At 65.6% G+C, this 22,031-nt stretch carries 20 protein-coding genes; 11 read left to right on the forward strand and 9 right to left on the reverse strand.

Annotation, left to right across the window (positions count from 1 at the left end):
- The first annotated feature begins 7 nt into the window (after nucleotides 1–7).
- The 6 genes from fabG to gmk all read left to right on the forward strand — a co-directional run bounded on the left by fabG (nucleotide 8) and on the right by gmk (nucleotide 5,575).
- The gene (gene fabG / locus KHC19_RS22740) at nucleotides 8–748 is read left to right on the forward strand and encodes a 3-oxoacyl-[acyl-carrier-protein] reductase (protein ID WP_213355740.1); all 741 of its coding nucleotides are present in this window, start codon (nucleotides 8–10) and stop codon (nucleotides 746–748) included.
- Nucleotides 749–978: 230 nt separating this feature from the next.
- Nucleotides 979–1,215, forward strand: coding sequence for an acyl carrier protein (locus KHC19_RS22745; RefSeq protein ID WP_013165911.1), 237 nt, complete (start codon nucleotides 979–981; stop codon nucleotides 1,213–1,215).
- An 87-nt stretch (nucleotides 1,216–1,302) separates the two neighbouring features.
- Nucleotides 1,303–2,565, forward strand: a complete 1,263-nt coding sequence (fabF, locus tag KHC19_RS22750) for a beta-ketoacyl-ACP synthase II (protein ID WP_213355742.1) — start codon at nucleotides 1,303–1,305, stop codon at nucleotides 2,563–2,565.
- A gap of 194 nt (nucleotides 2,566–2,759) precedes the next feature.
- Nucleotides 2,760–3,935, forward strand: a complete 1,176-nt coding sequence (mltG, locus tag KHC19_RS22755; RefSeq protein ID WP_246549365.1) for an endolytic transglycosylase MltG — start codon at nucleotides 2,760–2,762, stop codon at nucleotides 3,933–3,935.
- Nucleotides 3,936–4,013: 78 nt separating this feature from the next.
- Nucleotides 4,014–4,904 (forward strand): YicC/YloC family endoribonuclease, encoded by an 891-nt coding sequence (locus KHC19_RS22760; protein WP_213355743.1) that lies wholly within the window; start codon nucleotides 4,014–4,016, stop codon nucleotides 4,902–4,904.
- A gap of 5 nt (nucleotides 4,905–4,909) precedes the next feature.
- Complete coding sequence (gmk, locus tag KHC19_RS22765; protein WP_213355744.1) at nucleotides 4,910–5,575, forward strand: guanylate kinase; 666 nt, start codon at nucleotides 4,910–4,912, stop codon at nucleotides 5,573–5,575.
- On the opposite strand, the gene rsmA is transcribed toward gmk, so the two are convergent.
- The 6 genes from rsmA to lptF form a co-directional block, all read right to left on the reverse strand.
- Nucleotides 5,548–6,435 (reverse strand): 16S rRNA (adenine(1518)-N(6)/adenine(1519)-N(6))-dimethyltransferase RsmA, encoded by an 888-nt coding sequence (gene rsmA / locus KHC19_RS22770; protein WP_213355745.1) that lies wholly within the window; start codon nucleotides 6,433–6,435, stop codon nucleotides 5,548–5,550. The two genes, gmk and rsmA, sit on opposite strands and share 28 nt — an antisense overlap.
- Complete coding sequence (pdxA, locus tag KHC19_RS22775; protein WP_213355746.1) at nucleotides 6,432–7,451, reverse strand: 4-hydroxythreonine-4-phosphate dehydrogenase PdxA; 1,020 nt, start codon at nucleotides 7,449–7,451, stop codon at nucleotides 6,432–6,434. Before pdxA ends, rsmA begins: the two co-directional genes overlap by 4 nt.
- 10 nt (nucleotides 7,452–7,461) lie before the next feature.
- Nucleotides 7,462–8,349 carry a SurA N-terminal domain-containing protein gene (locus KHC19_RS22780; RefSeq protein WP_246549367.1) on the reverse strand — a complete coding sequence of 296 codons (888 nt, stop codon included), beginning with the start codon at nucleotides 8,347–8,349 and terminating at the stop codon, nucleotides 7,462–7,464.
- Nucleotides 8,350–8,550: 201 nt separating this feature from the next.
- Nucleotides 8,551–10,881, reverse strand: coding sequence for an LPS-assembly protein LptD (locus tag KHC19_RS22785; protein ID WP_246549369.1), 2,331 nt, complete (start codon nucleotides 10,879–10,881; stop codon nucleotides 8,551–8,553).
- 137 nt (nucleotides 10,882–11,018) lie between these two features.
- A complete protein-coding gene (lptG, locus tag KHC19_RS22790; RefSeq protein ID WP_213355751.1) occupies nucleotides 11,019–12,104 on the reverse strand; it encodes an LPS export ABC transporter permease LptG in 1,086 nt (361 codons plus the stop codon).
- 36 nt (nucleotides 12,105–12,140) lie between these two features.
- The gene (lptF, locus tag KHC19_RS22795; protein WP_213355752.1) at nucleotides 12,141–13,298 is read right to left on the reverse strand and encodes an LPS export ABC transporter permease LptF; all 1,158 of its coding nucleotides are present in this window, start codon (nucleotides 13,296–13,298) and stop codon (nucleotides 12,141–12,143) included.
- A 221-nt stretch (nucleotides 13,299–13,519) separates the two neighbouring features.
- Between lptF and KHC19_RS22800 the strand changes: the two genes are divergently transcribed.
- From KHC19_RS22800 to KHC19_RS22810, 3 genes are all read left to right on the forward strand, one after another.
- Nucleotides 13,520–15,028, forward strand: coding sequence for a leucyl aminopeptidase (locus tag KHC19_RS22800; protein ID WP_213355753.1), 1,509 nt, complete (start codon nucleotides 13,520–13,522; stop codon nucleotides 15,026–15,028).
- Nucleotides 15,029–15,046: 18 nt separating this feature from the next.
- Entirely contained in the window at nucleotides 15,047–15,493 is a 447-nt protein-coding gene (locus KHC19_RS22805) for a DNA polymerase III subunit chi (protein WP_213355754.1), read from the forward strand.
- A gap of 342 nt (nucleotides 15,494–15,835) precedes the next feature.
- Nucleotides 15,836–17,095 carry a porin gene (locus tag KHC19_RS22810; RefSeq protein ID WP_213355755.1) on the forward strand — a complete coding sequence of 420 codons (1,260 nt, stop codon included), beginning with the start codon at nucleotides 15,836–15,838 and terminating at the stop codon, nucleotides 17,093–17,095.
- Nucleotides 17,096–17,430: 335 nt separating this feature from the next.
- On the opposite strand, the gene KHC19_RS22815 is transcribed toward KHC19_RS22810, so the two are convergent.
- Both KHC19_RS22815 and KHC19_RS22820 read right to left on the reverse strand, forming a co-directional pair.
- Complete coding sequence (locus KHC19_RS22815) at nucleotides 17,431–19,305, reverse strand: ABC-F family ATP-binding cassette domain-containing protein (protein ID WP_213355756.1); 1,875 nt, start codon at nucleotides 19,303–19,305, stop codon at nucleotides 17,431–17,433.
- Between the two features lie 42 nt (nucleotides 19,306–19,347).
- Nucleotides 19,348–19,881 carry a DinB family protein gene (locus KHC19_RS22820; protein ID WP_213355757.1) on the reverse strand — a complete coding sequence of 178 codons (534 nt, stop codon included), beginning with the start codon at nucleotides 19,879–19,881 and terminating at the stop codon, nucleotides 19,348–19,350.
- A 145-nt stretch (nucleotides 19,882–20,026) separates the two neighbouring features.
- Here KHC19_RS22820 and aqpZ point away from each other — a divergent pair, with 145 nt between their 5' ends.
- Nucleotides 20,027–20,719, forward strand: a complete 693-nt coding sequence (gene aqpZ / locus KHC19_RS22825; RefSeq protein WP_213356380.1) for an aquaporin Z — start codon at nucleotides 20,027–20,029, stop codon at nucleotides 20,717–20,719.
- Nucleotides 20,720–21,026: 307 nt separating this feature from the next.
- On the opposite strand, the gene KHC19_RS22830 is transcribed toward aqpZ, so the two are convergent.
- Nucleotides 21,027–21,245, reverse strand: a complete 219-nt coding sequence (locus KHC19_RS22830) for a hypothetical protein (protein ID WP_213355758.1) — start codon at nucleotides 21,243–21,245, stop codon at nucleotides 21,027–21,029.
- A gap of 320 nt (nucleotides 21,246–21,565) precedes the next feature.
- Here KHC19_RS22830 and ndk point away from each other — a divergent pair, with 320 nt between their 5' ends.
- The gene (gene ndk, locus KHC19_RS22835; RefSeq protein ID WP_213355759.1) at nucleotides 21,566–21,988 is read left to right on the forward strand and encodes a nucleoside-diphosphate kinase; all 423 of its coding nucleotides are present in this window, start codon (nucleotides 21,566–21,568) and stop codon (nucleotides 21,986–21,988) included.
- Nucleotides 21,989–22,031: the final 43 nt, after the last annotated feature.

Genomic DNA, 22,031 nt, shown 5'->3' on the forward strand with positions numbered 1-22,031 from the left:
GTTTTCCATGTTCGACCTGACCGGCAAGACCGCTCTCGTCACCGGTGCCACGGGCGGCATCGGCGGCGCCATCGCCAAGGGCCTGCATGCGCGCGGCGCCACGGTCGCCATTTCCGGCACCCGCCGCGAGGCGCTGGATGCACTTGCCGGCGAGCTCGGCGAGCGCACGATCGTGCTGCCCTGCAACCTCGCCTCCTCGGAAGAGGTGGAAAAGCTGGTGCCGCAGGCCGAGGAAGCGTTCGGCGGCAATCTCGACATTCTCGTCAACAATGCCGGCATCACCCGCGATGCGCTGTTCGTGCGCATCACCGACGAAGCCTGGGACACGGTGATCGCGGTGAACCTCACCGCCGGCTTCCGGCTGATGCGCGCGGCCGCCCGCAACATGATGCGTCGCCGTTCCGGCCGCATCATCGGCATCACCTCGATCGTCGGCGTCACCGGCAATGCCGGCCAGGGCAACTATGCCGCGGCCAAGGCCGGCATGATCGGCATGTCCAAGGCGCTCGCCAAGGAAGTGGCGGCGCGCGGGGTGACGGTGAACTGCATCGCGCCCGGCTTCATCGCCACGCCGATGACCGACGTGCTGAACGAAAAGCAGCGCGATGCGATCCTGTCCGCGGTTCCGGCCGCTCGACTCGGCACGCCCGATGACATTGCCGCCGCCGCCGTCTATCTCGCTTCCGACGAAGCGGGCTACGTGACGGGGCAGACGCTGCATGTGAACGGCGGCATGGCCATGATCTGATCAAAGCCGCTGAATCCGGGGATTCCCGTGCCCTCGCGGGTGCTGGTTTTGCCGGATGAAGTGTGCTAACGACCGCCTCGGCTCACAGGGGGGCGGACGCCGTGCGCAGCAAGCGAGTCGTCCGCGACATCCTCTAATCGGGGCAGATAACGGGCCGACATCCGAAACCCTTGGATGCGGCCTAGATGGAAACAACGTAGCAACCTCCTGATACGGACGAGGGTGAACCGATGAGCGATATTGCCGAGCGCGTGAAGAAGATCGTCGCCGAGCACCTGGGCGTGGAGCCCGAGAAGGTGACTGAGAATGCCAGCTTCATCGACGATCTCGGCGCGGACAGCCTCGACACGGTCGAGCTGGTGATGGCCTTTGAAGAGGCCTTCAATTGCGAGATTCCCGACGACGCCGCCGAGACCATCCTGACGGTCGGCGATGCGATCAAGTTCCTTGAGAAGAACGCCGCCTGAGGGCGGCGCAGTGCGGCCGCGACGGCTGGCTTCCCCTCGGGGAGAGGTCGTCGTGGCACGCCGTGCTCCTGATTTCGGAGAAATTGAATGAGGCGTGTCGTCGTTACCGGCCTCGGCATGGTGACGCCGCTTGGTTGCGGGGTCGATACCAGCTGGAAGAACATCCTGGCAGGCAAGAGCGGCGCGCGCGTCGTCGAGAGCTTCCAGGTTGATGACTTGCCCTGCAAGATCGCCTGTCAGGTTCCGCGCGGCGATGGCTCCAATGGCAGCTTCAATCCCGACGAGTGGATGGAGCCGAAGGAGCAGCGCAAGGTCGACGACTTCATCATCTATGCCATGGCCGCCGCCACGCAGGCGCTCGACGATGCCGACTGGCACCCGTCGACCTATGAGGAGCAGATCTCCTCGGGCGTGCTGATCGGCTCCGGCATCGGCGGCCTCCAGGGGATCGCCGACACCAGCCTCCTGCTGCAGGAGCGCGGTCCGCGCCGGGTCTCTCCCTTCTTCATTCCGGGTCGCCTGATCAATCTCGCGGGCGGCTATGTGTCGATCGCCCACGGGCTCAAGGGGCCGAATCACGCGGTGGTCACTGCCTGTTCGACCGGCGCCCACGCCATTGGCGATGCGGCGCGTCTGGTCGCACTCGGCGATGCCGACGTGATGGTGGCCGGCGGAACCGAATCGCCGATCAGCCGAATCGGCCTCGCGGGCTTCGCCGCCTGCCGCGCGCTCTCGACGAGCTACAACGATACGCCCGAGAAGGCGTCGCGTCCCTATGACAAGGATCGCGACGGCTTCGTGATGGGCGAGGGTGCCGGCGTCGTCGTGGTCGAGGCGCTGGAACATGCGCTGGCGCGTGGCGCCAAGATCTACGGCGAAATCGTCGGCTACGGCATGTCCGGCGATGCCTTCCACATCACCGCTCCCTCCGAGGATGGCGACGGTGCCTATCGCTGCATGGGTGCGGCGCTGAAGCGCGCCGGCATTTCCGCTTCCGAGATCGACTACATCAACGCGCACGGCACCTCGACCATGGCGGACGAGATCGAGCTCGGCGCGGTGCAGCGTCTGGTGGGCAACGCGGCGGCGACCATCTCCATGTCCTCGACCAAGTCGTCGATCGGGCATCTGCTCGGTGCGGCCGGCGCGGTGGAGGCGATCTTCTCGCTGCTTGCCATCCGCGACCAGATCGTCCCGGCGACCATCAACCTCGACAACCCGTCGATGGAGACGCCGATCGATCTCGTGCCGCACACGCCGCGCGAGCGCCCGGTCGACTATGCGCTGTCGAATTCCTTCGGCTTCGGCGGGACCAACGCCTCGCTGGTGTTCAAGCGCTTCACGCACTAGGCTGCCGCTTCGGCTGACCTTTGGGGAAGTCGCGAGCCGACTTCCCGCTTTCGCCATATTTGGAGGTAGTCTGCCTCCTGCGTTGCGCGGCCCTGCGGACGCAGCGATCTCTCCCCAAGGGGAAGATGGCGGATGTGGCATATGCCGTCCGGCGGGTTTGCGATCCGCGCGTTCAGGCTTTCTGCGAGGCCCCGATGACTGACGAGAACTCGCCGGCCCCCGGATCCACCCCCGCCGAGGCGCCGCCTCAGTCGCCTGCATCCGCCATGTCGTCCACGCCGCCGCCGCGCCCGGCTAAGCCGGCCAAGCCCGGTCGTCGGGCTTCGGACCGGGCGAACCACCCGCTCGTGGTCGCGGGCAGCGCCGTCTTCACGCTGCTTGTGGTGGCCATCGTGCTTGGCGGCAGCGCGTTCTGGATCGGCAAGTCCCGCTATATCGCGCCCGGCCCCCTGGCGGCGGACACCACGCTCATCATTCCCGGCGACTACGGGCTGATGGACATTGCCGACCTGCTGGCTTCCAAGGGCATCATCAACGACAAATGGGTGTTCGTCGCCGCGGCGGTCGGTACCCGGTCCTCGGGAAAGCTGAAGGCCGGGGAGTACGCCTTCGCGGCGGGGGCTTCCTCGCGGGACGTGCTCGACACCCTCGTTTCCGGCAAGGTCATCGAATACAACCTCACCATTCCCGAGGGGCTCACCAGCGACCAGATCGTGCAACGGCTGGCCGAATTCGAGGTGCTTTCGGGAACGGTGCGGCAGACGCCGCGCGAGGGCAGCCTGCTGCCGGAGACCTACAAGGTCACCCGCGGCACCTCGCGTGAAGACATCTTGCGGCGCATGGCGCGTTCCCAGCAGGCGGTGCTGCAGGAAATCTGGCAGAAGCGCGATCCGTCGATTCCGGTGAAGACCCCGGAGGAACTGGTCATCCTCGCCTCCATCGTCGAGAAGGAGACGGGAGAGCCGGACGAGCGCTCCCGTGTCGCCGCGGTCTTCGTGAATCGCCTCGACAAGAAGATGCGGCTGCAATCCGATCCGACGATCATCTACGGCCTGGTGCGGGGCAAGGGACGCCTGGAGCGGCCGATCACCCGCGCCGACATCGCCACGCCCACGCCCTTCAACACCTACGCCATTGCCGGCCTGCCGCCCGGCCCGATCGGCAATCCCGGCCGGGCCTCGCTGGAGGCGACCGCCAATCCTGCCAAGACCAAGGACCTCTATTTCGTCGCCGACGGTACGGGCGGCCACGTCTTCGCGGAGACGCTGGACCAGCACAACCGCAACGTGGCGAAGTGGCGCCAGATCGAGCGGCAGCAGCCCGCCGCGGCTGGCGTGTCCGGCAATACCGGCGCACCGCCGGCGGATTGAGCATACGACGGCTTGAGAGCCGCGTCGTCGCTGGCTATGGTCCCGCCCTCCCGAAGGGTTCGGGCGGGGAGTGAGTTCATGGCGCTGGCCAGCATGACGGGTTTTTCACGTACGCAGGGCCTCTCGGGTGCCTGGAACTGGGCGTGGGAACTCAAATCGGTCAATGGGAAGGGGCTCGACCTGCGCCTGCGCCTCCCGGCGGGCTGGGACGTCCTCGAAGCGTCGCTGAAGGCGATCGCCGCGTCGCGCCTGTCGCGCGGCAACATCAACGCCAATCTGACCATGACGCGCGGCGATTCGGCCGTCAGTGTGCGGGTTAACGAGGACGTGCTCCGCGCGGTGGCCGCGACGGTGTCGCGGATCGCCCGCGAGATGGACGCGCCGCCGGTGCAGTTGGAAAGCCTTCTCTCCCTCAAGGGCGTGATGGAGATCGCCGAGGCCGAGGACACGCCGGAAGAGCGCAAGGCGGTGGAGACGGCGGTGATCGCCGGCTTCGAGGCGGCGCTCGAGGCGCTCATCGCCATGCGTGCCAGCGAGGGCGCGGCGCTCGGTGTCGTTCTCAAGGAGCGGCTCGACGGCATCGAGCGGCTCACGGCGATGGCGGAGGCCAATCCGGCGCGCCAGCCGGAAGCGATCCGTGCCAAGCTCGCCGAGCAGATCGCCGTGCTGACCAATGCCGGCGGCAAGACCTTCGAACCGGACCGGCTGCATCAGGAGGCACTCCTCCTTGCCAGCAAGGTGGATGTGCGCGAGGAACTCGACCGGCTGGTTGCCCATGTGGCGGCGGCTCGTGCCATGCTGGCGGAGGGGGGGGCGGTGGGGCGGCGTCTCGATTTCCTCGCCCAGGAATTCAATCGCGAGACCAATACCCTGTGCTCGAAGGCCAATGACGTGTCGTTGACCGCGATCGGGCTGGAGTTGAAGGGGATCGTCGAACAGTTCCGCGAACAGGTCCAGAATATCGAGTGACGCGCATGATCCCGGCCCGAACCGAAATTTCCATTGCCCGTCGCGGGCTGATGCTGGTGCTGTCCTCTCCGTCCGGGGCCGGCAAATCGACCTTGGCGCGGCTGCTGCTCGAGAAGCACCCGGAGATCCATCTCTCGGTGTCGGTCACGACGCGCGAGCGCCGGCCGAGCGAGGTGGAGGGCGTCCACTATCATTTTGTGTCGCGCGAGCGCTTCGAGCGGCTGCGGGAAGCCGACGACCTGCTCGAATCGGCGGAGGTCCATGGCAATTTCTACGGCACGCCGCGCGAGCCGGTGGAGGCGGCGCTGACTGCCGGCCGCGACGTTCTGTTCGATATCGACTATCAGGGCACCTTGCAGCTCTATGAGAAGATGCGTTCCGATATCGTGGGCGTGTTCATCCTGCCGCCTTCCGCCACCGAGCTGAAGCAGCGCCTGGAGCGCCGTGCGGAAGATGCCTCCGGGGTGATCGAGAAGCGGCTGAAGAATGCCCGCACCGAAATCGCCCACTGGACCGAATATGACTATGTGCTGGTGAATCAGGATCTCGACAGGACCTTCACCTCCCTGCGCAGCATCCTCGCGGCCGAGCGGCTGCGCCGCGAGCGCCAGATCGGCCTGACGCCGATCATCGAGCGGCTGGATCAGGAACTCGCCGGGCTCACCGACTGACCCTTGCCGGCAGCAGAGCGCTGCGCGAGGAAGGCGTTGGCGAGCGCGACGAAGCCCTCCACCGGCACCTGCTCTGCGCGTTCGGTCGGCTCGATGCCGGCGGCTTCCAGCAGGGCAAGCGCGTCCACGCCGAGGCTTTTCAGGCTCTGGCGCAGCATCTTGCGCCGCTGGCCGAACGCGGCTTCGGTGACGCGCTCCAGTGCCCGGCGGTCGCAGGGCAGGGGAGCCGGCCGCGGCACGATGTGCACCACCGAGGACGTCACCTTGGGCGGAGGCACAAAGGCGGAGGGCGCGACGTCGAAGGCGATCCGGGCCTGTGCCCGCCAGCCGGTGAGCACGGCAAGCCGGCCATAGTGATCGGTACCCGGCTGGGCGACGATGCGCTCGGCGACCTCGCGCTGGAACATCAGCGTCAGGCTTTCATAGAAGGGCGGCCAGGGTTCCGCCGACAGCCAGCCGACGAGCAACGGCGTACCGATATTGTAGGGCAGGTTGGCGACGATGCAGGCGCGCCCTCCCGCCGCCAGCGGCGCGAAATCGGTGGCGAGGGCGTCGCCCTCGATGATCTCCAGCCGGCCCGGATAATGTGCGGCGACCTCGCCCAGCGCCGCTATGCAGCGATTGTCCCGCTCCACCGCCACGACGCGCTTCGCGCCGAGAGCCAGCAGTGCACGCGTCAAGCCGCCGGGGCCGGGGCCCACCTCGAACACGGTCATGTCTTCCAGAGCACCGGCGGTGCGGGCGACCCGAGAGGTGAGGTTGAGATCGAGCAGGAAGTTCTGGCCGAGCGATTTCAGGGCCGAGAGCCCGTGCGTGCGGATGACGTCGCGTAGCGGCGGCAGACCGTCAATGGCGCTCATGCCGCGGCTTCCACGACATCGGCGCCGGCGAGGCGATCGGCGAGATGCAGCGCTTCGATCAGGCTCGACGGGTTGGCGCGGCCGGTGCCGGCAATGTCGAAGGCGGTGCCATGGTCGGGGGAGGTCCGCACGAAGGGCAGCCCCAGCGTGACATTGACGCCGGTATCGAAGGCCAGCGTCTTGATCGGTGCCAGCACCTGGTCGTGATAGGCGCCGATGACGACATCATAGGTGCGGCGCGCGGCGGGGTGGAACAGCGTATCGGCGGGCAGAGGGCCGCGCGCATCGATGCCGAGGGCGCGCAGCGCCTCGACGGCCGGCCGGGTGACGTCTTCGTCCTCGCGGCCGATGGTACCGTCCTCTCCCGCATGCGGATTGAGCCCGCAGACCGCGAGGCGCGGAGCGGCAAGGCCGAAGCGCCGCGTCAGGTCGGCGGCGGCGATGCGCCCGGTCTCGACGAGCAGTTCGACGGTGAGGAGGCGGGGAACCTCGGCGAGGGGCACGTGAATGGTGGCGGGGATCACGGCGAGCTCGGGTGACCAGATCATCATCACCGGTCGCGGGGCGGGTGTTCCGCACAGATGCGCCAGATATTCGGTGTGGCCCGGAAACGGGAAACCATTGGCATAAAGCACGGATTTGGCGATCGGGTTGGTGACCACCGCGCGCGCCCGTCCCTCGCGAACCAGACTGACAGCGGCATCGATCGCCGCCTGGGCTGCGGGTCCGCTCGACGCGTCCGGCCGGCCGGGAGCGGCGGTGGCGGCCGGACCCGTCGGAACGACCGGCAGGGCTGCCGGAAAGGCGGCGGAGGCGGTTTCCGGCGCGACTTCCGCGACGGTCACCGCAAGGCCGAGATGCCGCGCGCGCGCGATAAGACAAGCAGGGTCGCCGGTGACGAAGAAAGGCGGCAGGTGCCGCTCTTCGCGTTGCAGCCAGGCGGTGAGGACGATGTCCGGCCCGATTCCCGCCGGTTCGCCCAGCGACAAAGCGAGCGGGGTGGAGAGGGCGTCCATCGAAGCCGCGTCAGCGATACTGGATCATGGCGTTCTTGCGCGCCTCGGCCAGCAGGCGCGCCGACTGGGAATCGAATTGCTTGTTCTGCAATTCATTCCGCATCTCGCGCTTCTGGGCGCTCTCGCCGACGACCTCGCGGCGGTTGCAGATCGCGACCATTTCGATGCCGGCCTGCGTCACTTCCGGCGGCGTCGTCTGGCCGACTGGCGTCTCGTCCATGATCTTGCGCAGCGCCTGGGACATGTCGGCGCTGGTGCGGATCACCGGATCGCGCACCACGGTCTCGCGCAACTGGCGTGCGGCGGCCACGCCGGCATCGCAGCCGGAAAACGACTTGCGTAGCGCATTGGCCTCGGCCATGCGCTGCGAACGCAGTGCCGGCGGTGCGGTGCGGGAGACCACCAGGACGATCTGGCGCACGGTGTATTCGGTGGTGCGCTGGGCCTGGTTGACGTCGGCCCCCTTGGCGCTCAGCGCGGCGAAGATGTCGGAATCGCGCACCGTCGTCGCCGACGAGAAGCGGCCGCGCACATAGTTGTTCCAGACATAGTCCGCCCGCATCTTCTGCTTGAGAATGCGTGAATCGATGCCGGACTGCGCCAGCGCCTGCGACAGCTGATCGGATGTGCGGCCCGAACGGCTCGCCATATTGGCGAACATCTTGTTCACTTCCGCGTCATCGATGGAGATGCCGTAGCGATTGGCGGTGAAAATCTTCAACCGCTCATCGATGAGTTCCTCGAGCGCCTGCTTGTTGTTCAGCGAACGGCGCTCTGTGAGCTGGACGAGCTTGATGCGCTGGTTGACGTCGAAACTGGTGATGGGATCGCCCTGCACCATGACGAGGATCTGCTGGGCTTGCGCCGCACCGGCGCCCACAAGCAAGGGCAACGCCATGCCGGCGCACAGGAGAGCCGCGCGGCACATCTTCCCAAGGGAGAAGAATGCAGGGGTCGGACGGCCACGCCATGCCTGCTTGCGATAACCCGTCATAGGCATAACGCGACCCCTTCTCCTTCTCTCCTGCGGCCCGGGCCGCGTTCACGATTGTTCTTGGGCGCTGGTTGTGGCGTCAATGCGACGCCGTCAGCCAGGCTGTCATTCGGACGAGGAATCGCCGACGCCGGTGGAGAAGCCGACCGTTCCGAGCGTGCGCAGGGTGAGGGTCAGCAGCACGGTGTCGACGCGCTCGCGGTTGCCGCTCTCGGTATAGTCCGACTTGTAGCTCAGGGTGATGCCGAAACACTCATCCATGTAGCTGATGCCGAACAGCGTGTAGTCGATCTCGTCGACCTGGAAATTGTAGCGGGCGGCGGCCTGCAGGCTCCAGTTCTGGTCGATCTTGTAGGTGCCGGTGCCGAGGACGCCTTCGCGCTGCTCGTAATAGCCGAGCAGGGGCTGCGCGGCATAAAGGCCGTAGATGGCACCGACCGTCAGCTTGTCGATGGTGGCGCGGCCCTCGACCTCATACCGCTCGACCGACCAGTCCGATTCGTCGAAGCGGAAACGGTTGATCAGCGCAAAATTCTGCGTCGGCGCGTAATAGAGGCGCGCCACATAGTCGGACAGGTCGTCATCGAGGCCCGATTGCGCGCCGGTATTGGCCATGTCGTAGATGGCGTAGGAGTTCTGGCCGGCAAACTGGTAGGACTGGCCGATGAGGGCGTTCACCTGACCCACGCCGTTGATGAAGGCGTTGTACTGAATGCCGTAATTGACGCGCGAGCCGCCTTCGACCCGGTCATAGCCCGAATATTTGTTGATCTCGAACAGATTGGTGTCGTCGAAGATCAGGCTCTGGGCGTCTTCGTTCGGGAACTTGCCGATATCGGTCTCGTTCGGCCGCACCACCACCTGCGCGATCGGCTCGATGGTCTGGGTGCCCCACTTCTCCACCGACATGAAGGGGTAGCGGTATTCGAAGCCGACGGCGGGCATGGCGCGGACGAGCGACTGGTCGTTGTTCGCGAGCCAGGGATAGTCCTGCTCCTCGGCCTGCACCGAGGCGACGTCCACCTGGGCGTTGAGGAAGGGCGTCCATATCTGGCCGGCGTCGTCGATGAAGGTGCGGCGCCAGTTGGCCACGCCCGACAGGCGGGTATAGGTGCCGGCCATGCCGCGCATCAGGCAGTCCTGCCGCTGCTGCGCCGGATCGGCGCTGATCGCGGAGAGGTCGCACGCATTGGTTGCGCCCTGGGAGTATTGCGGCATGGCAAACGCGGCGGAGGTGGCGCGCAGGTCCGCTTCATCCCGGGTGAGGGTGGTGAAGTTGATGTCGTAGCTGAACTCGCCGCCGAACACCGACTGGCCGAGGGTCTTGCTGTAGTCCAGCACCCCGACGACCGGCTGCTGGTCCTGGACGTCATATTCCGTGAGGCCCTGGAAATACATGGCCCTCATGTCGAAATAGGACCGGTCGCCCTGACCCACGAGGTAGATCTGGGAGGTGACCTCCTTCACGTTGTCCTCGATGAACTTGTAGTCCTCGAGGAACGTCTTGTCCGAGGTCAGCCAGCCATCCCAGCCCCAGTACCAGTTCTGGTTGATGTTGAAGCGGCCATGCGTTTCCACGAAGCCGCGATCGTCGCGATAGCCGGGCGTGTCGAGGAAGGCGTCCTTGTCCTGCTGGTTGATCCAGGCGCCACGCACGCTGTAGGTGCCGGTTTCGAGCCGATGACGGAACTCGGCATCGAGCACGACGCCCTGCTTGGAGACGATCAGCGGCGAGAACGTCACGTCCATATTGGGCGCGATGTTCCAGAAATAGGGGATGGTCCCGCCGAAGCCGATCTCCGACGAGTTGATGAATTGCGGCATCAGGAAGCCGGACTTGCGCTTAACGGTCGGGTCCGGCGCTTCCATATAGGGCACCCATGCTATCGGAACGCCAAGGAATTCCAGGCTGGCGTTCTGGAAATAGATGGTCTGCTCCTTCTCCTTGTGAATGATGCGCGCCGCCTTGATCTGCCACAGCGGCGGCTTGGTGGTGTCCGTCTTGCACGGTTCGCAGGGCGTGTAGGCGCCGCTGGTCAGAACCGTGGTGTCACCGCCCTCGCGGTCGGCGCGGGCCGCCGCGAAATGCAGGTTGTCCGGCGTGTCGATGCGCAGCGAGTTGACGAAGCCATCGGCGAAGTTTTCCGACAGGTTGAGATTGTCGGCGGCGATGATCTTGCCGTCCTTGTCCTTCAGCCGAACGCCGCCCTCCGCCTTCAGGCGGTTGTTGGCGCGGTCGTAGACGACGCGCTTCGCTTCCAGCACGGCGCCGTCGTAATAGATCTGGACGTTGCCGTCGGCGATGACCTCGTTGCGGTTGTAGTCGTAGACGAGCTCGTCCGCCGTCACCAGCATCTTGGCGTTGGGATCGGTCTGGCGCTGGGTGAGCAACTCGCCCGCCGCGGCCGAGCTGGGCGTGGCCGGCTGCTGGGCCAAGGCTCCGCCCGCCGGAACGAGGACGCCCAGCGCACTGCACAAGATCGTTGAGAACAGCCAACCGGCGCGGCGCCTGCGATGTCCGTCGGACACCGGGGTGACCTCGCCAATGTAGCCGGCTGGTACGCGGCCGACCTTCATCCGTCCTCCCGGTGAAGCAGGATGAGAACCCCCATCAATGCCCCAACGACTGCTGGAAACCACGCTGCGATAATGGGATGCACGATCCCAACCTCACCGAGATCCTCGGCGAGCTTGGTCGCTACATAAAGCAGAAAGCCCGCGGCCACGCCACCGAGAATCGTCTGGCCGATGCCGCCGAAACGGAAGACGCGCAGGCTGACGGAGGCGGCGATGAGGACCATCGCCAGCAGGAGAGCCGGCCGTGCCAGCAGGCTTTGATATTGCAACCGATAGCGTTCGGCGCCGAAACCGACGCGCGTCGCGGCCTCGATGGCCTGCGGCAGATCCCAGAACGAGACGGTCTCGCTCTGCAGCGTCTCCTGCACCTGATCGGGGGTGAGATTGGTTGCGACCATGTAGGTTTCGTAGTTCTGAATGCCTATCGTGGGGGTGAGCACCCGCGCCTCGTTGAGACGCCAGGCCCCCGCTTCCAGGACGGCGTTGCGCGCCTCGATCCGTTCGATCAGCTTTCCATCGGAACCAAACAAGAAGACGTTAACGCCGGATAATTGGCGTCCGCCTCCGGTCTGGGCGGCGGCCTCGATGATGGCCTGCCCGTCGACGCTCTGCTGGCGAATCCAGAAGCCGCTGTTGGTCGAGGCGAACAGGCCGGTCTGGCGGTTGAAGATCTCCGCTTCGATGCGATTCGCCCGCTCCTTGAACTCCGCCGAGATCGGGTTGTAGAGCGTGGTCGAGAGGATCCCGAGCACGATCGCGCAGATGGCTGCCGGCGAGATGAACTGCCACGCCGAAATCCCGGCGGCGCGTGCCACCACCAGCTCCAGACGCCGCGACAGGGTGAGGAAGGTGCCGATGGCGCCGAACAGCACGGCGAAGGGCAGCAACTGCTCGGTGAAGAACGGCGCCCGGTAGATGGTGAGGAGGAACAGGGTCAGCGTGTCGATGTCCCTCTCGCCCACGCGCCGCGACATCTCGAGGAAGTCGATGAGCATGATGAGGAACACGCAGCCGAAGAAGATGCCGAGCACCGAGCTCAGGAAGCGGCGCGCAAAATAGAGTCCGAGCGTGCGTCCGATCACCGCATCGCTCCGATCGTCCGAGTGACACACATGCGGTCAGTTCACCGTCTCGCGCACGACGCGCTGGGCGAGGGTATCGAGCCGGCGGCGAATCGCCTCCGGCATCCGCGGCTTGAAGCGGCCGCTGAGCGACAGCACCGAACCGGCGATGACGAGAATCGGCACGAGATAGACGAACGGCACCAGGCCGGCATTGTTGCGTACCTGCTGGATGAGGCCGAAGCTGAGCACCTGCAGCGTGATGACGAACGGCGCCGTCGCCGCAAGGGCGAGTCCGCGTCCTTCCCGCGTGGTGCGCGGCTCGGCGAGCGCGGCGACCGCGATGCCAAAGAAGGCGAGCACATAGAGCGGCAGCGACAATCGCCGGTGGATTTCCTCGGTGAAGCGTCCCGGATCCGTCTTGAAGGCCGGGTCGTCGGCCGCCGGGTGGAGCAGTTCGCGGAAGCTGCGCTCCGGCGCGCGATAGACGGGGTTGTCGCTACCGGCGGTAAAGGGCGACAGATCGAAGGCGTAGCGCTGGAACTCGACGACGTTGCTGTCCTGCTTGCCGGGCGTGCGGCGGTGGATAGCGCCGTCCTCGAGGATGAGGAAGGTGCCCTTCTCGGTGTCGACGATCTGGCCGCGATCGGCGAGATAGGTGCTGATCTCTTCCGGGTTCCGGGCGTCGTTGATGAAGATGCCGCCCAGGACGCCGGTGGTGTTGCGCTCGCGCACGTTGAACACCATGCCGGGCGCCAAGGTGGTGAAGCGTCCGGGCTGGGCGATGAAGGCCACCACGTCCGCGCGCACGCGCGTGATCTCATATCGGAACTGGCGCAGCGCCGCCGGCACCAGCTCCATCGAAAGGGCGGTGCACAGCGCGGCGACCAGGACCGCGAGGATCACCAGCGGGCGCAGGAAGCGGACGGTGGAGATGCCGGCGGCGCTGGCGACGACGATTTCCGAATCGCTGTTCATGCGGAAAAGCGTGTGGGCCACGGCAAGGAACAGCGCGGCCGGTGCCAGCGCGAGCACCAGTGCCGGCAAGGCGAGGCTGGTGATGAAGACGAAGGCCAGGATGGTCTGGCCCTGGGTCGTCATGATGTCGAGCTCGCGCAGCGCCTGGGTGATCCAGATCATGCCGGCGAGCACGGCCAGCGTGCCGACGAACGCCAGACCCGCCGAACGGAACACATAGCGATCAAGGCGGGTCATCAACGGGCGTTCCTCATCATGCGTTCCGAAACGTCCCCCGCGACCGCCGCGCAACGCGTATGCGGCCTTCATCGCCACGATGAATAAGCGGGCTCGTCGCCCGGTGCAAATCCCGCCGCATCGGGGCTGTTAACTCCGGTCGATCACGCCACTCGTCGCCGCGCCGCGAATGGTCTAAACAGGCCGACGGCTCGAACCTGCCAGTACAAAGGTGCCCGATTATGGCCGACAGCGTGAAGATCAGCTTTGCCAAGTTTCCTGCAAACCTCGAAGGCACCAGCGTGCTGCTGGCGGCTTCGGGCGCGGCGGGAGGGCGGGCGAGCCTGTCCGCCGCGGCCGAGGCGCTGGTGGCCCCCGCCGGCGATCTTCTCGAACGCGCCGGCGCCGCCGATCGCTTCGACGGCAAGAGCGGAGCGGTCCTCGATCTGCTGGCCCCCGCCGGGCTTGCCGTGCCGCGCCTTCTCGTCGTCGGGGCCGGCAAGGCGGCCGACCTGCAGCCGCTCGATTGGCTGAAGCTCGGCGGCTCCATCATGGGGCGGCTGCCGGAATCCGCAGGCGAGGTCGGCATCCTCATCGATCTTCCGGGCGTGGACGTCACCCCCCAGGCGGCCGCGGAAGTGGCGCTGGGCTTGAGGCTGCGTGCCTATTCCTTCGATCTCTACAAGACGAAGAAGAAGTCGGAGGACGCCGCCGGCAAGCTGCGCGTCACGCTCTATGTAAAGGACGACGCCGCGGCCAAGCGGGCCTGGAAGAAGCGCGAGGGGATCGGCGAGGGCGTGGCCATCGCCCGGGACCTCGTGAACGAGCCCGCCAACGTGCTGACGCCGACCGAGTTCGCCCGTCGCGCCGGAGACCTCGCCAAGGTGGGAGTCGACGTCGAGGTGATGGGCGAGAAGGATCTCAAGAAGCTCGGCATGCGCGCGCTGCTCGGCGTCGGGCAGGGTTCAGACGAGGAGAGCCAGGTCGTCGTCATGCGCTGGAACGGCGGCAAGAGCGACAGCGCGCCGGTCGCCTTCATCGGCAAGGGGGTGGTGTTCGACACCGGCGGCATCTCCATCAAGCCGGCGGCCGGCATGGAGGACATGAAGGGCGACATGGCCGGCGCCGCCTGCGTGGTCGGGCTGATGCATGCGCTCGCGCGTCGCAAGGCCAAGGTGAATGCCGTCGGCGTCATCGGCCTGGTGGAGAACATGCCGGACGGCAAGGCGCAGCGCCCGGGCGACATCGTCACCTCGATGTCCGGCCAGACCATCGAGATCATCAACACCGATGCCGAGGGCCGGCTCGTGCTCGGCGATGTGCTCTGGTACGCGAAGGAGCGCTTCAAGCCGCGCTTCATGGTGGACCTCGCCACGCTCACCGGTGCCATCATGGTGGCGCTCGGCACCGAGAATGCCGGCCTGTTCTCCAATGACGACGCGCTTGCCGCCAGCCTCCACGAGGCGGGCCAGGAGACGGGAGAGAAGGTGTGGCGCATGCCGCTCTCGCCCGAATACGACAAGCTGATCGATTCGAAATTCGCCGACATGAAGAACACCGGCGGGCGCTTCGGCGGGTCGATCACCGCCGCGCAGTTCCTCCAGCGCTTCGTCGGCACGGTGCCGTGGGCACATCTCGACATCGCCGGCACGGGCATGTCGTCGCCGCAGAGCGAGATCAATCGCAGCTGGGCTGCCGGCTGGGGGGTGCGGCTGCTCGACCAGCTGGTGGCGCGCCAGTACGAAGAGTGAGGCCGTGGAGCGGGCGTCGTGACGGAGGTCTTCTTCTATCACCTCAAGGAGCGCCCGCTCGAGGCGGCTCTGCCGCAACTGCTCGAAAAATGCCTCGAGCGGGGGTGGCGCTGCGTGGTGCAGGCCTCCTCGCCGGAGCGGGTCGACGCGCTGGATCAGCATTTGTGGACCTATGACGAGGCGTCCTTCCTGCCGCACGGCACCGACCGGCAGCCCGATCCGCATCGCCAGCCGGTGCTGCTGACCGATCGCGACGACAATCCCAACGGGGCGCAGGTCCGCTTCCTCGTCGAGGACGCCGTGCTCGACGATGCCTCGGCTTATGTGCGCGTGATCCACATGTTCGACGATGGCGATCCGGCGCGGATCTATCGCGCCCGGGACAGCTGGCGGGCGGCGCGGGCCGCCGGGCACGAGGTCGCCTATTGGCAGCAGGATTCGCAGGGGCGCTGGTCACGCAAATAAGGCGGGATCGCTCGACGCCGATTACGGCGCCTTGCCGGCATGGCCGCTGGCAGCCTGTGGATGGCGTTATGGCGCCATTAATGATCGGTTAAGCTTACCCTTTGATTTAGAAAAGCTTTCCGATTTTGTCCCTTCGAGGGGCTCCTACTCCGTTGCCTCCCTGAAATTGTGTCTGAGGCGCAACACCTGCCCGCGGAATGCCCTTTCGTCGCCCAATTCCGGCACTTTGGCTTTGCGCCCCGAAACCGATTCAAACAATATCATCCGCGGATGCCGTGCTTCGCGTGCGGTGGGTCCTGACAATCGAAAACCCAACATTGATCCAATTTGGGGGAGAATGAAGTGAAGACGGTCATGAAGAATATCCTGCTCGGCTCGGTCGCCGGGCTTGCGATGGTCGGGACTGCTGCGGCGGCCGATCTGCCTGTGAAGGCGAAGGCTGCGGAATATGTGAAGATCTGCTCGACCTACGGCGCGGGCTTCTACTACATTCCCGGCACCGACACCTGCCTGAAGGTCGGCGGCTTCGTGCAGGCCGACTATTACTACCAGGACTATGACTACCTGAACAACGCGGACTTCCAGTCCTCGTACTTCCGTACCCGCGGCACGATCCGTCTGGATGCCCGCACGCAGACCGAGTACGGCACCCTGCGTTCGTTCATCGACCTGCGCGCCACCTACGGCGACGGCCTCGGCAACGTCTACGGTGACGGCGGCGACTCCACCGCGATCACCCTCGACAAGGGCTACATCCAGTTCGCTGGTTTCACCTTCGGTAAGGTGCAGTCGTTCTTCGACTACTACGCCGACAACAACGTGTGGGGCTTCGACTCGGTCGCTCTGACCGCCGACACCAACGTGACCGCGGCTGCCTACACCGCCGACTTCGGCGGCGGCTTCACGGCCACGATCTCGATCGAAGACGACTCTTCGCGTTCGAACGGCGACAGCATCGGCGAGATCGCTCAGCCCGACATCCCGGCGCTGATCGGCAACATCAACTACGAAGGCGAGTGGGGCGGCTTCCAGATCGCCGGCGCCATCCGCCAGCTCGACGACAGCTACTACGACCCCTTCGGCATCTCCACCAATGACTCGGTTGGTTGGGCTGTCCTCGGCGGCGTGAAGTTCAACCTGCCGACCCTCGGCGAAGGCGACACGCTGTACATCGAAGGCACCTACGGCAGCGGCGCGGTCGGCTACACCGGTATCAACGGTGGCTTCTCGACCGTTTCTGGCCAGCTGGCTCAGGACCTCTACTACAACCCGGTGAACAACACCCTCGAGTCCGGCGATGCCTGGACGATCGCGGCGGAACTCACCCACTTCTTCACGCCCCAGGTCTTCGGCGTGCTGTACGGCAACTACGGCCAGAACAGCGTTCCGGACACCGCCTACACCTATCTCGGCTACTCCGACTTCAGCCTCTGGACCCTCGGCGGCAGCCTGAACTGGAGCCCGGTGAAGAACCTCCTCTTCGTCGCCCAGTACACCTACGCCCAGACCAGCTACGACAACCCGGTCTACAACGACTACGGTTCGCTGATCGACAGCTCGGACAACCAGCAGGTCATCCTGTCGGTGCGTCGCACCTTCTGATCCTTTCTGGATCGAGTGCTTGGAAACCCCGGCCTTGTGCCGGGGTTTCTTTTTTTGCGGGTGACTATCCTGCGGTGTCGGCCGTGCTGTGAAGCTGTCGACAGCTGATCTGGATGTGAAGCGCCGGTGCCTTCGCCTGGGGAAGCCGTTTCCCCTATCCCCGAAGACGACAGTCTTCCGTTCGGCTCTCTCGATACCCAAGCGAGGGCCTGAAGCCCGCCCGCGCCTGCGGGACTGTCGATGCGTCCTCGGGGACCGGAGTTCCGATGCGGCTGGTTAACTAACGGTCCGGGAGAAAGAGCGGGCATCCTTCTGCAGGCCGCCCGCGCGCCGGTTCAGTCGCCGGCGGTCTCCAGCGCGTCGATTTCGGAAGAAAGCGCGATCCAGCTTTCTTCTTCCACGCTGAGCTTGCCGCTCTGTTCGCTGCGCTGCCGTGCCAGATCGGCCGCCTTCTGCGGATTCCCGGCATAGAGAGTGGCGTCGGCAAGCTGTTCGTCGAGCTCGCGAATCTGCCGCTCCAATCGCGTCATCCGGGCTTCGACGTCCTTCAGTTTCTTGCGCAGCGGCGCCGCTTCGGCACGTCGGCGCGCCGCGATCTGGCGGGCGGTATCGGGCTTGGCCGCCGGTCGCTCGTCCTTGCGATCCGAACGGCGCAGCACGAGTTTGCGATATTCGTCGAGATCGCCTTCATAGGGAACCACGGTCCGGTCGGCGACCAGCCAAAGCCGTTCGGCGCAGGCATCGAGCAGCGAGCGATCATGGCTGACCAGGATCACCGCGCCGGGATAGTCGTTGATCGCTTCGATCAAGGCTTGCCGGGCGGCGATGTCGAGATGGTTGGTCGGCTCGTCGAGAATCAGCAGATGCGGCCCATGGAAGGCGGCAAGGCCGAGCAGGAGACGCGCCTTCTCGCCGCCGGAGAGCGAAGAGACCGGGGTGTTCGCCGCCGGGCCGGAAAAGCCGAGTTCCGCGGCGCGCGAACGCACCTTGGCTTCCGGCGCCTCCGGCATCAGCCGGCGTACATGGTGATAGGCGCTCTCATCCGCGACCAGCTCGTCGAGCTGATGCTGCGCCAGATAGGCGATGTCGAGGCCTGCCGCCTGCACCACGCGGCCGGACATGGGGTCGAGCCGCCCGGAAATCAGCTTGGCGAAGGTGGACTTGCCGTTGCCGTTGGGGCCGAGCAGGGCGATGCGGTCGTCATGGTCGATGCGCAGCGTCAGGTTGCGCAGCACCGGCTTGCCGGGTTCATAGCCGGCCGACACGCCGTCCAGCGTCAGGATCGGCGGGGAGGGAATGCGCTCGGGATGGCGGATCGAGATGGCGGCGGCCGTCTCTCCGGCCTCCTCGGCGATGGGTTCCATTCGCGCCAGCGCCTTGAGGCGTGACTGCGCCTGCCGTGCCTTGGTCGCCTTCGCGCGGAAGCGCTCGACGAAGGCCTCCATATGCCGGCGCTTGGCTTCCTGCTTGACCCGCAACTTCTGGTTCAGTAGCAGCTTTTCAGCGCGCTGCCGCTCGAAGGAATCGTAGCCACCCCGCCATAGCTGCAGCTTGCCCTGATCGAGATGCAGGATGAAGGCGACCGACTCGTTCAGCAACTCGCGATCATGGCTGACGATCAATACGGTGCGCGGATAATGGGCCAGATAGTCCTGCAGCCAGAGCGTGCCCTCGAGGTCGAGATAGTTGGTCGGCTCGTCGAGCAGCAGCAGGTCGGGTTCCGCGAACAGGATGGCGGCGAGTGCGACGCGCATCCGCCAGCCGCCGGAGAACTCCGAGCAGGGGCGTTGCTGCGCGGCGTCGTCGAAACCGAGACCCGCCAGGATCCGCGCGGCGCGAGCCGGGGCCGCATGCGCGTCGATATCGACGAGCCGGGTCTCGATCTCGGCGATGCGGGTGGGGTCGGTCGCCGTGGCGCTTTCGGCGATGAGTTGCGCCCGCTCGATGTCGGCGGCAAGCACCACATCGATCAGCTTCTCCGGGCCGGCGGGCGCTTCCTGCGCCACCTGCCCGATACGCGCGCCATTGGGGATGCGGATCTGCCCGCCTTCCAGCGACAGCTCGCCGGTGATGGCGCGGAACAGCGTCGTCTTGCCGGTGCCGTTGCGGCCGACCAACCCCACCCGCGCCCCTTCCGGTATGGCGACGGAGGCGTGGTCGATCAGCAGGCGGCCGGCGAGGCGCAGCGATATGTCGTCGAGCGTGATCACCCGCGCCTTTTGCCTTGCCGCGCGAGCCGGAGCAAGAGCGTCTCAGGTCATCGATGCACGGAACGGGGCGTCGACTGCATTTTCGCGCTGAAAGCGGATCAGATCCAGCGACGGCGTATCGGCATTGCCGAGGAACGCACTCAGCAAGGCGTGCACCTGCCCGCGATGATGGGTCTGGTGATTGAAGAAGTGGTCGAGCGCCGCATCGAGCGGCTGCGTGAATGCGGCGCCGGAACTGTTGCGGTAGCTGATCGTCGAGGTCAGGGCCGCGTCGTCGAGCGCGGCGACAAAGTCGATGATGCGGGCGTCCTCGGCGGTGCGGGCCGGGCGCAGTGCATCGAATTCCTGAAACAGGATGGTGTCGAGACTCCAAGCTGCCTCGCCATTGCCGGTGAAGCGTCGCATCCAGATGCGATCCGCCACCAGCATGTGATTCAGTGTCCCGTGAACGGATCCGAAGAAGGCGCCGCGATCCTGCATGTACTGGGCCGGAGAGAGACGTGCGGCAGCTTCATAGACCCGATGGTTGGCCCACGCATTGTAATGGGCCAGGCTGGAATAGCGATGCGCGACCATTGGTTCGAATCCGTTTGATAAATACTCGCAAGTGCTCAACGATTATTCAGCTTGACGGGATGAGCCGCAAGGAATGTGCTTGTCCCGGGGGGTAATTGGGAAGAGTCGGTGGGTACATCGCATCTTCCGACCCGGGGCACTGATCATGAAAAGGTATCTTGCTGAATTCATCGGCACCGCCGTTCTTGTGCTTTTCGGCTGCGGCTCCGTTGCGGTAACCGGTTTCGCCGCGGTTTCTCCTGTCTGGTTCCTTGCGGTGGCCTTTGCCTTCGGCCTGTCGGTGGCGACGATGGCCTATGGCATCGGGCCGATCTCCGGCTGTCACATCAATCCCGCCGTAAGCGTGGGCGTGTGGGCCGCCGGGCGTCTGCCGACCGGCGATCTCATCGCCTACATCATCTCCCAGGTCCTGGGCGGCATCGTCGGTGCCGCGCTGCTCTACCTGATCGTCTCCGGGAAGATCGGCGGGCATGATCTCGCCACGGCCGGTCTCGGTCAGAATGGCTGGGGCGAGGGATATGGCGGCGGATATGGACTCAGCTCGGCCATCCTCGCCGAGCTGATCGGCACCTTCGTCTTCCTTGTCGTGATCCTCGGCGCCACCAGCAAGGCCGGGGCAACGCCGGTCGCGGGCCTTGCGATCGGCCTGACGCTGGTGCTGATCCACATCGTGTTCATTCCTGTCACCGGCGTGTCGGTCAATCCTGCGCGCAGCATCGGCCCGGCGCTTTTCGTCGGCGGCAAGGCGATCGAACAGCTCTGGCTGTTCATCGTGATCCCGCCGATCGGAGGCCTGCTGGCGGGGCTGCTGTTCCGCGCCAAGCTGCTGGAGGATTGAGCCGGGTACGGTCGATCGGCCGCGCAAAGTAAAGCCCCGGCTCGCAAGGCGAGCCGGGGCGAAACCGCGTGAAACCGGGGTCGGCGAAACGGATCACGCTTTTGCCGGCCATCATGTCAACCGGCAGCCTTCACGTTTAAAGCGAGCCGGTGGAACCGGAGCTGAACATGCCGTTGGCTGGCGTTCATTTCCGGCGGGAGCGCGGGACGCAAAAAAATGCCCCGGCTTCTTGGGGGAGAAGCCGGGGCGCTATGGGCTCGCGTGGGGCTTGGGGGAGTGGGATGCCGCGAGCCTAACCTTAAAACCTTCAATAGCAGACGGCGCGCTCGACCTGTCGCATCTGACCGGCATCGCTGACCCAGCGCGTCTGCACGACGCAGTCACCGGCGACCGGATCGAGCGGTAGCTCGACCGTGCTGACGACCGCCGGACGCTTGAAATATCCGGTGGCGGAGGCCCCGCCCACGAAGACGGCGGTCAACGCCATGAGGGCCGCGATCGCTCCAACGACAAATGCCTTCGTCATGATGCACGCCTCCGCCTTCCGGCGAACGACGATGCCGCCGGCATTTAATCTTGGTGAATGCGATCCGATCTACTCAATTCACTGCGCCATCGTCTTTCGACCTCGAACGCCGCTCGGGAAAACCAGTCTCTTGGCCCGTTGTCAGCGTTAACGTGCCATTAACGTGTGGATGCGCGACAAAGTTCCAAGGGTCGATCAGCAAGTCGTGATCGAAGGAAATTTCGGGTTCCCTGTGGCTTCGTCATCATCTTGTCCCGACAGCCGGCCATCGCTATAAGCCGCTGCGAAATCGCTTCCCCCACTCCTGAGGAAAGAACGTCATGGCGCTCGAGCGCACCTTTTCGATCATCAAGCCCGATGCGACCCGCCGCAATCTGACCGGCGCGGTCAACAGCTACATCGAGAAAGCTGGCCTGCGCATCGTCGCGCAGAAGCGCATCCAGCTGACCAAGGCCCAGGCCGAAACGTTCTATGCCGTCCACAAGGAGCGTCCCTTCTTCGGCGAGCTCGTGGAGTTCATGATCTCCGAGCCGATCGTCGTGCAGGTGCTGGAGGGCGAGAACGCCGTCGCCAAGTATCGCGAAGTGATGGGCGCCACCAATCCCGCCAATGCCGCCGAGGGCACGATCCGCAAGGACTTCGCGCTTTCCGTCGGCGAGAATTCCGCTCACGGCTCGGACAGCCTGGAGAATGCGGCGATCGAGATCGCCCAGTTCTTCGCTGGCAACGAGATCGTCGGCTGAGCGCACGCCGTCTCGGCTGCTTCTATCGTCGAACGTCACGCCC

The organism is Ancylobacter oerskovii, from assembly GCF_018390555.1.
Classification (GTDB): Bacteria; Pseudomonadota; Alphaproteobacteria; order Rhizobiales; family Xanthobacteraceae; genus Ancylobacter; species Ancylobacter oerskovii.

Bases quoted from the DNA above. Each gene is read 5' to 3' on its own strand.
- KHC19_RS22800 (WP_213355753.1), top strand. From the start codon at position 13,520: ATGGCCGACAGCGTGAAGATCAGCTTTGCCAAGTTTCCTGCAAACCTC.
- gmk (WP_213355744.1), top strand. From the start codon at position 4,910: ATGATCCCGGCCCGAACCGAAATTTCCATTGCCCGTCGCGGGCTGATG.
- pdxA (WP_213355746.1), bottom strand. From the start codon at position 7,451: ATGGACGCCCTCTCCACCCCGCTCGCTTTGTCGCTGGGCGAACCGGCG.
- lptF (WP_213355752.1), bottom strand. From the start codon at position 13,298: ATGACCCGCCTTGATCGCTATGTGTTCCGTTCGGCGGGTCTGGCGTTC.
- fabF (WP_213355742.1), top strand. From the start codon at position 1,303: ATGAGGCGTGTCGTCGTTACCGGCCTCGGCATGGTGACGCCGCTTGGT.
- fabG (WP_213355740.1), top strand. From the start codon at position 8: ATGTTCGACCTGACCGGCAAGACCGCTCTCGTCACCGGTGCCACGGGC.
- ndk (WP_213355759.1), top strand. From the start codon at position 21,566: ATGGCGCTCGAGCGCACCTTTTCGATCATCAAGCCCGATGCGACCCGC.
- KHC19_RS22760 (WP_213355743.1), top strand. From the start codon at position 4,014: ATGGCGCTGGCCAGCATGACGGGTTTTTCACGTACGCAGGGCCTCTCG.
- mltG (WP_246549365.1), top strand. From the start codon at position 2,760: ATGACTGACGAGAACTCGCCGGCCCCCGGATCCACCCCCGCCGAGGCG.
- KHC19_RS22820 (WP_213355757.1), bottom strand. From the start codon at position 19,881: ATGGTCGCGCATCGCTATTCCAGCCTGGCCCATTACAATGCGTGGGCC.
- KHC19_RS22830 (WP_213355758.1), bottom strand. From the start codon at position 21,245: ATGACGAAGGCATTTGTCGTTGGAGCGATCGCGGCCCTCATGGCGTTG.
- aqpZ (WP_213356380.1), top strand. From the start codon at position 20,027: ATGAAAAGGTATCTTGCTGAATTCATCGGCACCGCCGTTCTTGTGCTT.
- rsmA (WP_213355745.1), bottom strand. From the start codon at position 6,435: ATGAGCGCCATTGACGGTCTGCCGCCGCTACGCGACGTCATCCGCACG.
- KHC19_RS22745 (WP_013165911.1), top strand. From the start codon at position 979: ATGAGCGATATTGCCGAGCGCGTGAAGAAGATCGTCGCCGAGCACCTG.
- KHC19_RS22780 (WP_246549367.1), bottom strand. From the start codon at position 8,349: ATGGCGTTGCCCTTGCTTGTGGGCGCCGGTGCGGCGCAAGCCCAGCAG.